The organism is Nostoc sp. UIC 10890, from assembly GCF_054786515.1.
Genome location: NZ_JBSGKF010000001.1, coordinates 3779125 through 3792580 on the forward strand (window position 1 = coordinate 3779125; position 13456 = coordinate 3792580).

General features: G+C 40.6%; 15 protein-coding genes and 2 pseudogenes. 8 read left to right on the forward strand and 9 right to left on the reverse strand.

Annotated features, from left to right (window positions below; genetic code table 11):
* Positions 1-231 precede the first annotated feature (231 nt).
* On the forward strand, positions 232-1638 hold the full coding sequence (locus tag ACWATR_RS15395) for a response regulator (RefSeq protein WP_460333879.1): 1407 nt from the start codon (positions 232-234) through the stop codon (positions 1636-1638).
* 151 nt (positions 1639-1789) lie between these two features.
* A pseudogene (locus ACWATR_RS15400) lies at positions 1790-1894 on the forward strand (type II toxin-antitoxin system VapB family antitoxin); the annotation flags it as partial.
* Positions 1895-2034: 140 nt separating this feature from the next.
* Here the strand turns inward: ACWATR_RS15400 and ACWATR_RS15405 are convergent.
* Complete coding sequence (locus tag ACWATR_RS15405) at positions 2035-2217, reverse strand: DUF6887 family protein (protein ID WP_069071191.1); 183 nt, start codon at positions 2215-2217, stop codon at positions 2035-2037.
* Positions 2214-2390 (reverse strand): DUF6888 family protein, encoded by a 177-nt coding sequence (locus ACWATR_RS15410; protein WP_460333883.1) that lies wholly within the window; start codon positions 2388-2390, stop codon positions 2214-2216. Before ACWATR_RS15410 ends, ACWATR_RS15405 begins: the two co-directional genes overlap by 4 nt.
* A 223-nt stretch (positions 2391-2613) precedes the next feature.
* Between ACWATR_RS15410 and pheT the strand changes: the two genes are divergently transcribed.
* Positions 2614-5064: a phenylalanine--tRNA ligase subunit beta gene (pheT, locus tag ACWATR_RS15415; protein WP_460333886.1), complete on the forward strand. Its 2451-nt coding sequence runs from the start codon at positions 2614-2616 to the stop codon at positions 5062-5064.
* Positions 5065-5169: 105 nt separating this feature from the next.
* Complete coding sequence (locus tag ACWATR_RS15420; protein WP_460333888.1) at positions 5170-5439, forward strand: YciI family protein; 270 nt, start codon at positions 5170-5172, stop codon at positions 5437-5439.
* Between the two features lie 94 nt (positions 5440-5533).
* Here the strand turns inward: ACWATR_RS15420 and ACWATR_RS15425 are convergent, their stop codons facing one another.
* Positions 5534-5668, reverse strand: a complete 135-nt coding sequence (locus ACWATR_RS15425) for a hypothetical protein (RefSeq protein WP_460333891.1) — start codon at positions 5666-5668, stop codon at positions 5534-5536.
* A gap of 1 nt (position 5669) precedes the next feature.
* Here ACWATR_RS15425 and ACWATR_RS15430 point away from each other — a divergent pair, with 1 nt between their 5' ends.
* Entirely contained in the window at positions 5670-6470 is an 801-nt protein-coding gene (locus tag ACWATR_RS15430) for a Tab2 family RNA-binding protein (RefSeq protein ID WP_460333894.1), read from the forward strand.
* Between the two features lie 116 nt (positions 6471-6586).
* Here ACWATR_RS15430 and ACWATR_RS15435 read toward each other — a convergent pair whose 3' ends face one another.
* On the reverse strand, positions 6587-6748 hold the full coding sequence (locus ACWATR_RS15435; RefSeq protein WP_460333897.1) for a hypothetical protein: 162 nt from the start codon (positions 6746-6748) through the stop codon (positions 6587-6589).
* A 267-nt stretch (positions 6749-7015) separates the two neighbouring features.
* On the reverse strand, positions 7016-7300 hold the full coding sequence (locus ACWATR_RS15440; protein ID WP_460333900.1) for a DUF2470 domain-containing protein: 285 nt from the start codon (positions 7298-7300) through the stop codon (positions 7016-7018).
* Positions 7301-7591: 291 nt separating this feature from the next.
* Between ACWATR_RS15440 and ACWATR_RS15445 the strand changes: the two genes are divergently transcribed.
* Complete coding sequence (locus ACWATR_RS15445) at positions 7592-8347, forward strand: metallophosphoesterase family protein (RefSeq protein WP_460333903.1); 756 nt, start codon at positions 7592-7594, stop codon at positions 8345-8347.
* A 48-nt stretch (positions 8348-8395) separates the two neighbouring features.
* Here the strand turns inward: ACWATR_RS15445 and ACWATR_RS15450 are convergent, their stop codons facing one another.
* On the reverse strand, positions 8396-9253 hold the full coding sequence (locus ACWATR_RS15450; protein ID WP_460333906.1) for a M48 family metallopeptidase: 858 nt from the start codon (positions 9251-9253) through the stop codon (positions 8396-8398).
* A 393-nt stretch (positions 9254-9646) separates the two neighbouring features.
* On the opposite strand from ACWATR_RS15450, the gene ACWATR_RS15455 reads away from it, so the two are divergent.
* Positions 9647-10177, forward strand: a complete 531-nt coding sequence (locus ACWATR_RS15455; protein ID WP_460333909.1) for a DUF4330 domain-containing protein — start codon at positions 9647-9649, stop codon at positions 10175-10177.
* 221 nt (positions 10178-10398) lie between these two features.
* Here the strand turns inward: ACWATR_RS15455 and ACWATR_RS15460 are convergent, their stop codons facing one another.
* Positions 10399-10929: an orange carotenoid protein N-terminal domain-containing protein gene (locus ACWATR_RS15460; RefSeq protein ID WP_460333912.1), complete on the reverse strand. Its 531-nt coding sequence runs from the start codon at positions 10927-10929 to the stop codon at positions 10399-10401.
* A gap of 224 nt (positions 10930-11153) precedes the next feature.
* Here ACWATR_RS15460 and ACWATR_RS15465 point away from each other — a divergent pair, with 224 nt between their 5' ends.
* A complete protein-coding gene (locus ACWATR_RS15465; protein ID WP_460333915.1) occupies positions 11154-11528 on the forward strand; it encodes a hypothetical protein in 375 nt (124 codons plus the stop codon).
* 135 nt (positions 11529-11663) lie between these two features.
* Here the strand turns inward: ACWATR_RS15465 and ACWATR_RS15470 are convergent, their stop codons facing one another.
* Both ACWATR_RS15470 and queG read right to left on the reverse strand, forming a co-directional pair.
* Positions 11664-12299: an HAD-IA family hydrolase gene (locus tag ACWATR_RS15470; RefSeq protein ID WP_460333918.1), complete on the reverse strand. Its 636-nt coding sequence runs from the start codon at positions 12297-12299 to the stop codon at positions 11664-11666.
* Positions 12274-13247: pseudogene (queG, locus tag ACWATR_RS15475) on the reverse strand (tRNA epoxyqueuosine(34) reductase QueG). The gene ACWATR_RS15470 and the pseudogene queG overlap by 26 nt, the downstream one beginning before the upstream one ends.
* Positions 13248-13456: the final 209 nt, after the last annotated feature.

The following is a 13456-nucleotide window of genomic DNA, read 5'->3' on the forward strand; positions in this document are numbered from 1 at the left end:
CAAGTGTTTACTTTTATTCATACCCACCTACTTATTTTTTGAGATAAATTAAGTAGTAAGTACAAAATGTAACAGATAGGTTGCAAAACTTATATTTTTTAATATATATACATATTTTAAAAGGAATAAGCTGTGCATAAAGACATATTACAAATAAGAAAATACTTCATAGCTCATATTTTCAATCTACAAATGTTCAGTTGTTGATTCCGCAAAAAAAACTTGAAAAATATGAATAACTCAGGTACATTCACCAAACTACGTCCTCTAAGTTTGTTAAGACAGTTATCAAATTGCTCCGACAGTACTTGTTTACAAGCATTGAGTAACTCAGTTACTTGGACGATTTACTTAGAACAGGGCAAAATAACTTACGCTACTCATTCCGTAGAACCCTTTGATCGACTAGAACGCCATTTGCGTCGTCTCAGCCACCAAATTCCACTCCTTACTAATGAGGTTCGTATTCAAGTAAGGTTGATGTTTGAACCTGATTCACACAGTCAGTTAATCGAAGATGACAGCAGTTCCAGAAGCCATCCCCCTGAGTATCAGGCTATATCCTGGCTCATTAGTCAACAACATTTACATTCTACACAAGCAGCAGTGCTGATTCAGGAATTAGTTAAAGAGGTGATTGAATCATTTTTGCTCATCAAAGAAGGTACTTATGAATTAGCAGAACCACTTAATAGAATGCCAAAAATTTGCAGGCTAGATGTAGAAAAAATTCTAGACCGTTGCCAAATAAGATTACAGAATTGGCAGGCTTTTGTTCCTCAAATTTCTTCTCCATATCAACGTCCATATCTGTTGATTAACAGTAAACTTGAGAACCAAGACTTACCAAAACTTCAGCCAGATTTAATTAACTGGATGAAGGGTTTTAGCCTGTGTCATCTGGCTGCAATTTTGAATCAAGATGAAATCCAACTGGCTCGCAATTTATACCCTTACATCCTTCAGGGTGCGATTATCCTGCATGAACCCGATCCACCATTTGATAAATTACCAAAGATTTTTGAAAAGCAATATCTACGACGGGCTACGCCTACGCTTTTCTCAAAATTAATTCCAGAGTTAGTTGACACCAAAGAAAAACTAAGTACCAATGTCAACTCTTTCCCAAATATTTCTGAAGAGAATATAGCTCTTGTTCAGCAATTACCACAGATATCTACTCCTCCAAAAGAGAACTTTCAGGAACCAACAATATCAAATAACATAAATTCTGCTTCCCAAAGAGTAACGGCTGCTACTGTAACCGCACAAAAAGTCCACAAAATCGTTTCTGTTGATGATAGCCCGACAATTCTTAAAGAAATTAGCCATTTCTTAGAAAATGAAAATTTTTCTGTCGTGACTATCAACGATCCACTAAAAGCCGTTTTGTCAATTATAAGGCACAAACCAGATTTAATTTTGCTGGATTTAAATATGCTAGGAATCGATGGTTATGAGTTGTGCCGGATTATACGAAATAATTCAATATTTCAGAAGACTCCTATCATTTTTGTCACTGGAAGTAAAGGGATTGTAGACAAAGTAAAAGCGAAATTAGTAGGGGCATCTGGCTATCTGACTAAACCGTTTACCCGCGCCGAATTACTCAAAATAGTCTTTATGCATTTGACTTAAATTAACTACTCCAATGAGTTTTTTCTGCACATTACTTTGTGCAATAATCTACACATGACTACTAATCTAGAAATTGACGAAAACTTAATTAAGGAGAGCTACTCGAACTTGGTGGTCATCAACTAAGGATGCTTTTGTAGAAGAGGCATTAAGAGAGTATATACAGCGTCGAAAGCAGCTGAAAATACTGGAGCTATTTGGTACGATTGAATACGAAGATGATTATGACTACAAGCAACAGCGCCAAAGTGGATGAAAGTCATTGTTGATACTTCAGTCTGGTCTTTAGCTCTCAGACGCAATTATAAAGTTGACAGCATATTCCCATAACATTGTTTCAATGCTAGGTCTACGCTACTTAACCCTACACTCAAATTAGAGGATAAAGGGTTTTGCTTATAATGCCAGTCTTTTCCTTAACTCAGCCTCTAACTGTTCGCCTGTGCTAACCACAACCCTATTTGGTCTGGCTCTAACAATCCTTAAATAGTGTTGAAAAGCTTCTTCATCCTGGGGATGGTGCTTTACATATTCCCGTAATTCCGCTTCAGTTAATTGCTGATAATCTAAATTACTCATTGGATGATTTCCTCTCCGTTACTCAAAATTTCTACTTGAATTGTTTGGCCTATTAGCACTACTATTCTTTGCGATCGCTTGTCGTACCTGATTAGCTCAATTGTTTGTAGTAGGTTACTTACTCGCACACATAAATCGTAGAAAGCTTTTAACTGTTCAATCGTGGGTTCCATTTGTATAGATTAGCTACTGAATCTCTCGTAGCAAATATCTAACTCACATTGACTGACACAAGTCAAGACGAAAAGAAAAGATTAGCATGAGAGATTGTTCTGCCAGTCTAACGTAGTAGGATTGTTCAAGTGAAAGGGTACGCTTTGCAGGACGAGTAGCCATTGAGCGCTTCTTGCACCCTAAAATAAGAGCAAAAGACGATTCCTAAAACAAGCACACTCCATGCGTATTTCTCTAAATTGGCTGCGCGAACTAGTAGAGATAAAACTTAGCCCGGAAGAATTAGCCGAAACCCTGACAATGGCAGGGTTTGAGGTAGAAGATATTGAAGACCGCCGCACTTGGGCAAATGGCGTGGTGATCGGGAAAGTGCTTGAGCGTCAACCCCATCCCAACGCCGATAAATTGAGTGTTTGCCAAGTGGATATCGGTGCAGATGAGATTTTAAATATTGTCTGTGGCGCTGCCAATGTGAAGGCAGATATCTATGTACCTGTGGCAACTACGGGTACTTACTTACCCAATATTGATTTAAAAATTAAACCTGCAAAACTCCGTGGTGTCCCATCTCAGGGCATGATTTGTTCTTTAAAGGAACTCGGTTTGCCCACCGATGTAGACGGAATTCATATTTTTACCCAGGAAAATTTACCATTGGGTAGTGATGTGCGACCGCTGTTGGGTTTAGATGATGTAATTTTAGACCTCACCGCAACTGCCAACCGCGCTGATGCTCTAAGTATGGTAGGGGTAGCACGGGAAGTAGCAGCTTTGACTGGTGGAAAGTTGAGCATTCCTGAACCTGGTGAAGTCTCTATTAGCAAAACTACCGGAAACTTAGCTTTAAAAATTGCCGATACCCAAGCTTGTCCTGCATACATCGGTACGGTAATTGAACAAGTGAAAATTGCTCCATCTCCCGAATGGTTGCAACAGCGTTTACGCGCTGCTGGTGTACGTCCCATCAGTAATGTGGTGGATATTACTAACTACGTGTTGTTGGAATGGGGACAACCACTGCACGCCTTTGACTGCGATCGCATAAAATCTGTTGCAAGTAGCGAAAATTTAACCATCGGCGTTCGTTTTGCTAATAATGGTGAATCCCTCAAAACCTTGGATGGACAAACTCGCACCCTCTCAACCCAAAATTTGTTAATTACCGCTAACGACAAACCCGTTGCACTGGCGGGAGTTATGGGTGGAGAAGAAACGGAAGTCCATGAAGGAACTCAAAGTATAGTTTTAGAAGCAGCATTATTTGATTCCGTGGCAATTCGCCGTTCTTCCCGGAGTGCAGGGTTAAGAAGTGAGGCTTCTGGCAGATATGAACGGGGAGTTAACCGCGCTGAGTTGGAAATAGCTAATCGCCGCGCCTTATCTTTAATTAGCGAATTAGCGAGTGGAATTCTTGTCCAGCAGGAAATTGCCGACACCCGCCCCGATCCTTCTACCTGGAGTCGTTCTATCGCCCTGCGTTTAGACCGAGTTAATCAGATATTGGGGCCAATCGAATTAGAAGAGGACACAGGTGAACTCCAAGAACAAGATGTTGAGCGCATCCTGACTGCATTGGGATGTAAGTTAACTCCTTCAGGAGAAGATAGCAGCCATCAACCCACATGGTCTGTCTCTGTTCCACCTTATCGTTACCGCGACTTAGAGCGGGAAATTGATTTAATTGAAGAAATTGCCCGTCTCTATGGTTACAACAAATTCTGCGACACCTTACCAGAAAAAGCGGAAGCTGGTTATCTGCCTTTAGATCAAGAACTAGTTCGCAAGTTACGAGCTTTCTTGCGGGCTGAAGGGTTGACAGAATTAATCCACTATTCTTTAGTAAAACCAGGAGAAGACAGAAATATAGTCCTGTCAAATCCTTTATTTGTCGAATATTCAGCGCTGCGAACCGATTTGCTATCTGGGTTAATTGATGCCTTCCAATACAATTTAGAGCAGGGTAATGGTGCCCTTAACGGCTTTGAAATCGGGCAAATATTCTGGCGAGAAGAAGATGGTTTGCAAGAAACAGAAGCCCTTGCTGGCATTGTGGGAGGGGATATTTCCCTTGGCAAATGGTCAAAAAGTGGACGCGAAGAACCCATCACCTGGTTTGAAGCCAAAGGCATTTTAGAAAGTGTATTTCGGCAACTTGCCTTGGAGGTAGAATTTCAACCCGATCGCCGCGACGATCGCTTACATCCAGGACGCACCGCTTCTCTGTGGATTCGGGGTAACAGACTGGGTATTTTTGGACAACTCCATCCCCAGCTGCGACGAGAAAAAGCTTTACCAGATTCCGTTTATGTTTTCCAGTTGGATCTAGATGTACTTTTAGATTCGCTAGGACAAGATGAAGTTCTCGTTCCTACATTCCAGCCCTATTCTACCTATCCAGCTAGCGATCGCGACATCGCCTTTTTCGCACCCGTGAAAATCTCAGTTGCCGAAATTCAAAAAGTAATTACCAAAGCGGGTAAAGATTTGCTCGACTCGGTGGAATTATTTGATGAATATCGGGGTGAAAATGTCCCCGAAGGACAGCGGAGTTTAGCATTCCGCTTAATTTATCGGGCTAGCGATCGCACTCTTACTGAGGCTGAAGTCGAACCAGTACATAATAAAGTCCGCGAAGCCTTGGTGGAAAAATTCGGCGTCAACTTAAGAAGTTAGTCATTTGTCATTTGCTAGGAGTGAGAAATTAATCATTTCTTACTCCCCGACGCACTGGCTGCAAAATCCAAAATCTAAAATCTAAAATCCAAAATAGTCTTAGCTATGCCTAAATATGTACTCTGGGGAACTTACTGCGAAGACGTTCTCGAAAAACGTGTCCCGCACCGTCAAGCTCATTTAGACGGATTAGCAAAACAGAAAGAATCCGGTGTGCTGATTACCATCGGCCCCACCAAGGATGTCACAAAAGTTTTTGGGATTTACGAAGCCGAAGACGAAGCCACTGTGCGCGAACTAATTGAAAACGATCCTTACTGGAAAAATGGCATCTGGACTGAATATTCTGTCAAAGAATGGATTCAGGCTTTATAAATTGGGTATGGGGCATGGGGCATTGGTTATTAATTCTTCTCCTTCACTTCCTCATCTCCTAATACGGTTCGGTTAAGGTTTTTTGATGAAAATTCTAAATCACAAAGACGCGATAAATCGCCGTCTCTACAATAATCAATCCTTCTTCTTGACGGCGATTTATCGCTTCTCTTGGGTTAACCAAACGTATTGTCTCATCTCCCTCATCCTCACTCCCCACTCCCCACATAATGAAAATTTGGCAGGTTGATTTTTATCGTCGTCCCTCACAAGATGCGTCTGGACAAATTTTATGGGACTTGTTGATTTGTGACGCAACTCGCAGCTTTGAGTATGAAGCCACCTGTCTCCAGTCAGCAGCGAATTCTAGTTGGGTTGCTGCTCAACTAGAATTCGCTGCTGGAGAAAAATTGCCAGATGTGATCCAGGTGTTTCGTCCTCAGTCTCTAAGCTTAATTGAGGCGGCTGGACGCAATTTAAGTATAAATGTCGAACCTACTCGCCACACCTTGGCGTTAAAGCAGTGGTTAGCAGAAAAGCAATATCCCTCAACGCTGGATAAACCGCCCCCAGTACCATTACCAGAAAACCTCTGGGGAGAACAATGGCGTTTTGCGAGTCTAGCTGCTAGTGATGTAGAAACGAGATTTAGCGATCGCCCCATTCCCATTTTGCACATCCCAGAACATCTCAAACCGATCAATTTAGGTTTGGCATCAACAGTCCCCGTTCCTGGTGTGGTAATTTATGGTGGACGGCAATCAATGCGCCTAGCACGGTGGTTGCAGCAAGCCCGTCCTGTGGCATTAAACTATATTTCTGGCGCACCAGACGGCTTAATCTTAGAAGCTGGCTTGGTGGATAGATGGATTGTTGCCACATTTGAAGATCCAGAAGTTACAACAGCAGCCCAAGCATTTGAACAACGGAAACAGCAAAGTCGAGGATTGCATTTTTTGTTAGTGCAGCCAGATGATTCTGGGATGACTTATAGCGGCTTTTGGTTATTGCAGACAGAAAACGGATATTAATTGCCAAAAATATTATTCTGTTTATTGAATAAATTTTGAATTGCTTGTGACTCTTAGCCAATTATATGAATGATAAAATCATACTAAATAGTAATATTAAGATGGTAGTTTATCAATTAATCAAATATCACCTGAAGCTGTTTGAGCAAAGTTTTTTCATAAACTAATTGAGCATCTGTATTAATTTCACTGCTTAAAACGCATTCACTTTCTATATTTAAAGAATGAGCCGCCTGTTCAAAGGCTAATCTAATTCCAATACTGCTTGGGTTTGGCATTTTGAACTCGGAATTGGGTAAGGGGAAAAGGTTAAAGGTTTTTTCTTTCCCCTTTCCCCTTACCCTTTTCCCCAAAACCCGACAAGTATTGAATCTTAATTCCCCCTATTCCTGAAAATAAATCCACAAACCGAATTTTATCCATAGAGATTAAGGTAATTTTCAAATGCGTGTCATACAAATTAATGTAGGGGCACAATAATATATTGTGCCCCTACGCGCATGGTCTATTCAATTAAAAATCGCTGTAAGTTACTTTGTTATTTCCTACTTAGTCTTCACCCGCGCTTGCTTCACCATCGCAATCAGAGTTTGATGGGCATCTTCTGCATCTGCTAAAACATGATCAAATTGAATGCGAACTGGTACAGGTTCCCCATTCACTTGCGCTGTTAAATCCATACCCTGTGCATCAATTGAAAGCATTTCGGCTGCGATTGCATCTGTCACACCACCAAAAGCTTTAGCATAAATAACTACAGCATCAGCATGATCATCATTCATATGCTTGCAGATGCGCGAACTAATTTCAGGAGAAAAATCTTTAGACATTGTGAGATTAAAAGTGGCCAATACGGCAAGAGTCTAAATTCTCACCTAAGTAGATGAGATTTGCCAATATTTCAAATTAGCAGAAAAAGCATTTAGTCTCGCACCATCATTGATTATAAGTCATATCTGAAAAACAATTGCCGTTGTGTATATTTGATAAGTTAAGTTTATTACTCATACAACAATTAAATTAAAATAAACATTATCCAGTATTTTTACCTTTAATTGCGGAAAGCAAACAGCGTAAACTGTAGCAGAAGTATTAGCCAAAACTATTGTAGCTAAGAGACAATGAGCGAAATTAGCCCCAGACGAATTGTAATTGGGGATGTGCATGGACACTATGAAGGTTTAATGACATTGTTGGAGGCGATCGCCCCCACATCAGAAGATCAAGTCTATTTTCTGGGAGACTTAATTGATCGCGGTCCCCATAGTGCACAAGTAGTTAATTTTGTCAAGCGAAGTAACTACTCATGTTTATTGGGAAATCATGAGCAGATGTTATTAAACATTCTGACCAATGAAAAGACTTCCTCCTCGACAATGCAAGCATGGCTGTATGGTGGAGGACAAGCTACCGTGGCCAGTTACCAAGAGGCTCCAATTCCTGATGACCATCTGGATTGGTTAAAAACTTTGCCTACATACATTGACTTGGGGGATGTTTGGTTAACTCATGCTGGCGTTGATCCTTCCAAGTCAGTGACAGAACAAACAGCCGATGAACTGTGCTGGATACGAGAGGAATTTCACAGCATTGAAAAACCCTACTTTCCAGATAAGCAAATTATTATTGGTCACACCATTACCTTTACTCTGCCGGGTGTTTCTCCTGGTAAACTGGCACAAGGAAAGGGATGGCTAGACATAGATACTGGCGCTTATCATCCCCGGAGTGGCTGGTTGACTGGACTGGATGTCACAAATGACTTGGTTTATCAAGTGAACATATTTAAAAACTATATCCGTGTCCTGCCTTTAGAAGAGGTTGTAATTAAGGTTGATCCAGCCAAAATTAAAGTTGATCGCCGCAATAAGAATTGAGGGTAGTGGGGAGATGAGGGGAATAACCAATGCCCAAGACCCTAAAGACTACGTTAATGGTCGAATATTAGCTTTATAACTAGCGTTATCCAAGCCATATTTTCCATTACTAGGTTGGGAGTTAATAGCACGTCTGAGGCCATTAATGCGATCGCTCGTTCCGGGGTGTGTACTCAAAAATGTTGGCACAGAACCACCCTTTTGCAGCAGCTTTTGCATAAAAGAAACCATCCCAGACTGGGCATAACCAGCGCGTGTCAAAGTTCTTAACCCTCTTTGGTCAGCATCAAATTCATCACTACGACTGCGGGGACGATTCAAAGCAAGTTCTACACCAATACCCACAGCTGCATTGCGATCTAAACCACTTGCTGTTGCTAAACCACTAGCGATCGCTTTTTGCCGCATCTGTTTAACCAGGTGTTTACCGCCAATATGACCAATTTCATGGGCGATGACACTTGCGAGTTCCGCTTCATTATCGGCAGCTTTCAGCAAACCTGTGTGGACATATACATAACCTCCTAAAGTAGCAAAGGCATTAATAGCATCATCTTCAACCACTTGGAAGGTATAGGGAAGATTAGGGCGATCGCTATTGGCCGCTAAACGCCGACCAATTTGTTCGACATAGGCATTAACATTAGAATTTCGGTAAAGTCGGACTTGACCGCTCAGTATTTGCTGATTAATCTGCTTACCAATATCAGTTTCCTGGCGATCGGATATATTAGAAAGCTGAAGTACCTGGACTCCCTGCAATATCAGAGGCAAGAAGTCTAAAGTTCTTCCAGGCAAGGGTGTACTTAGGCACAGACTCAGGGCGACTACCACCGAAATTAGGGGATAAAACCAGCGGCGCCGCCATACACGGTAATTTGTAACAAAACCTTTCCAATTGAACATAATACGCTTTGAAGATTATTTCTGGAGAACATAAAATAATGAGACAAATTATGAGACGGATTTAGAGTATTCTAAGTTGCATTCTTAACTCAAGACCAAAGGATTTGTGATACAGATAATCCTTACGCAAATCTACTGAACTGTACGGCGCTAGGGATTCCCTCTAGAGATAGGTTTCAACACTAGATTCTACTTTCTAGATACGTCAGTCTTAATAGGTACAAGTTTAAGGTTTAGCTGCCGCTCCTCGGAACTTGCGAACTCGTGATAAACTGTCGCATAACTGCAATCCCCGGATGCTTTGAGTTATTAGCAAATAGGGAAAATTGCCGTTCCCATCAAAAACCTTCTTGCTACAATCAATTACTTCGCTATTACCTCGGAAAAGTTTTTATGGCTATTTTAGATTCAAAAGGTCGTTTGTTCGGCAAAATCAACCTCCTAGATTTAGGTGCTGCGCTGGTAACTCTGCTAGTTATATTTGTCATATTGTCTACCTTCTTGTCTAGCTTGGGTCTTGCCCAAATTGGTGAGAAAATAGTACCGATAGAAGTAGACTTAGTAGTTCGTGGTTTGAATGTACGCGATCCTGAGCAATTATTTAATAACGGCTTAAAAACAGGCGGAAAAACTAATGTGATTATCCGCAATCAACCATACGGGCAAATTGAGATTAAATCTGTTCAGCAGCTACCTAGAACAGTCAATGTTTTCCAACCTGATGGCACTGTTAAAGAATTGCCAGATCCAAAGACCAATAATTTTAGCACAGATATGCTTTTGACCTTAGAAGGCAAAGCCAAAGAGACCGAAAGCGGACTAGTTCTAGGTAGCAGTAAAGTTAAAATTGGTATGCCATTTGAATTAGAAGGCTTTAACTACAACTTTAATGCAACTGTTATTGATATCAGATTTGACAAATAATATTCACATTTTGTTTGATATATTTCCCCATCTCTAACAGGAAAAATAACTGGCATAAACTGGGTGACATCAAAGTTGTGCAGAGCAACTACATAAGAGGTGTACGTACATAATAGACAAAACCCGCCTACGCGGGTTTCCAATTTATGATATTGTGTTTGTCTTCACAATACCAGGCGGACTTTGCTTGTGTAGCCGCGAATTATATTCGCCAAAGCTGATTACAAACTTGACGTTTTGCCAGTTTCTGCTTGCGTTGCGATTGGCTTGACATCGGTGTAACCCAATTCACCAGCTATTGTCCGAAACACCGACATTTGCTCCTCAAAATCTAGTCCTTCAATTTGGGAAACCAGATCATTTATTGCCTTACTTGATTGGTAGCTAGCTGGTAAGTCAACCACCTTATCCCCCATAGCTACCGCCCAAGCATACCAAACTAACAGCTGATTGTTTTCTTTTATCGCCCCGTATGCACGAGAATATTCTGTGTCTTTGCGGTTAACAATATCCCGCATAATATCTAGTTGCTGCTCATCGGATAATTCAAAATAATCTCCTAGCAGAAGTGGTGCTAACTCAGGTTCGGCCGCAGCAGGAGCAGCTGGCGTGATGGAATCACCCATTTTTTCATAAACAAAATAGAACCAAGCTAATTTGGCATCGGTATCTAAGGCGTTAAACGCGTCCACCAAGTTTTGAGTTTCATTGCTCTGAGCTTGAGAAATAGTCTTGTCGTAACTTGCAGTCATTATTATTTGTCTCCAACATAATTTAACAGGCCACACTAAGTGTTACCAGAGTTTGAGAAGCAGATTCTAGTACCAATAGAAATAGTTAAATTAATTTGAAATTGTTACTTTAATCTATCTTTTAATAGAGGTAAAAATCTCTCTCAAGGAAGCAAGAAAGTAGCGAATTGCTTTGCTATGATTGCTCAAGTAAGCAATTAAACATTTAGCTTAAGGTTTTAATTATGCCTGATGAAGTAAAGCCCAATTTAAATGAATCTCCCACCCATGATTCACAATTAGCTGCTGAAAGCATAGCTAGTGGCGAAGAAAAAGCACCAACGGTAGATTTTGATGCGGATTATGCAGCTGCTCAACAATTCAGCGTAAGTGAAGTTGATCGCACAGGTAAAGGTGGAGCAGCAGCCGAAGCAGCCACAGCACCTAAATATAAAACCTCTAAGCCACAAGAGACAAAAACTGAAGCGCAGTCAACTGGCAATCCTGCTGATTTTCGAGAGTCAGCAAAAGAAGTTGGGAATTCTAAAACTGAGGGTGTAAGTAATGTCAGTGATGATTTAGTAAAACAAGCTTTAGAAAAGGGTGAACGGAAAAATTAAGTTTTCCTGATATCTTGCTATTTTGTAGGATGGGCAATGTCACAAATATTAAAATTGAGGTTTTCGTCATTGGTAGACATTGTCCACTCGACTTTTTTAGCCATTTATCAATAGTTAAGTTAAGATTTTCAATAATTAACGACTATTCATCACTTCTAGTAGTTCACTAGGTAGCTGAATTAAATAATCTGGATTTTGCTTGGCGAGTACTTCCGGTGAGTTAAAGCCCCAAGTCACTGCAATCACTTGGATATTTGCTTTCTTTGATGCTTCTATATCTCTGGTTTCATCTCCGACATAAATCACTTCTTGAGGTTGGAGTTGCTTTTGCCTCAATACATTATTAATTATCGTTGTTTTACCAAAAATTGTAATTCCTGAATATATGAAATCAAACAGGTGATTTAAATCATTAATTGTCAAAAATTGTGTAACATTTTCTTTAGAATTAGAAGTAATAATACCCAGTTTATATCCATTATTTTGGAGTTCTATTAATGCTTCTTTAATTCCCGGAATTGGCTTTAATTCTGGGATTTTGTTTTTTAATTCTCCTTTAACTTTTTTCACTAGAAAAGGGATCTTAAATAGAGAAACTCCTGAATACTTAATGATCTCCCTAGATGTTAAGTTCTTGAGGAGGTCTAATTGCTCTGGGCTTATTTGTCTATAACCAAAGTCTACAGCTAGACGATTAGCAATGCTTACAAGGGCATCTACTGTATCAGCAATTGTGCCATCAAAATCAAAAATAATTACTTTCGGGGTCATTCTTTGCCTGGATGCGTCAAGATTAGCTAGGGCGTTGCGTCGTAACATTTCTGGCTTAATCCGCCGCAGGGCAGATGCTGGAAATCGTTTATCCCACTCCTGATCTGAGATTTGGGCTAATTCTAGCAGGTGGGGAGCAATATTCCCAGGATAAGGCTGAAACTCTGCAATATCAGTTGTGTTGGCAAAACGTTGATTCCAAGGACAAACATCTTGGCAAATATCGCAACCAGCAACCCAGCCTTGCAAATGAGGTGTGACTGTTTTTGGCAATTCCTCTGCCCGATTTTCAATGGTATGATAAGCAATGCAGCGATTAGCATCCACGACAAAAGGCTGAGTAATTGCACCTGTGGGACAAGCCTGAAGACAACGAGTACAGCTACCGCAGTGTTCTGTATGCGGGCGATCGCTCTCTAATTCTAAATTGGTCAACACTTCTCCCAAAAATACCCAAGAGCCATATTCCCTTGTAATCACATTACCATTCTTGGCAATCCAACCAATTCCAGCCAGTTGAGCCAATATTTTATCTTGCACTGGGCCAGTGTCTGCATAATAACGAGCTATCACACCTGTATCAAGTGATTCTAACCATGTAGCTAGCTGTTTGAGTTTTTTATGCATCACCTTGTGATAATCCCTTCCCCAGCCATAACGGGAAATTTTGGCGTATTCCTCGCCCTTGGGACGTTGATGTGGTGTGTAATAATTTAGCGCCACACATATTAGCGATCGCACTTCTGGCATCACTAAACGGATATCCTGACGTTTCGGGTTAGCCATCCATCCCATATCGGCGTGATAACCCAGTTCAATCCATGCTTGCAACCTCTGCGCTTCTGTGGCATCTACCCCATCTGCGGCAGCAATTCCAACTTTGTGAAAGCCCAACTCGCTGGCTTTTTCTTTGACTACACTGCTGCTTGTTATGGAATAATAATTCATTTTTTTATTTGGATTTTGCCTAACTAAAGGCGTTGTAATTTTACATTACATAGTTTGTAACTTTAATTAAGATTTGTTAATACTCTTATATATGGAAGTTTTAAGCAGCTACACAGCTTAAAACTTCTATCGTGAGGAAGATTTACCAATATGTAGGAATCTATCTCAACAGCGGCTTTCTTTTTACCTATTTTTGTACTGAAATTAAT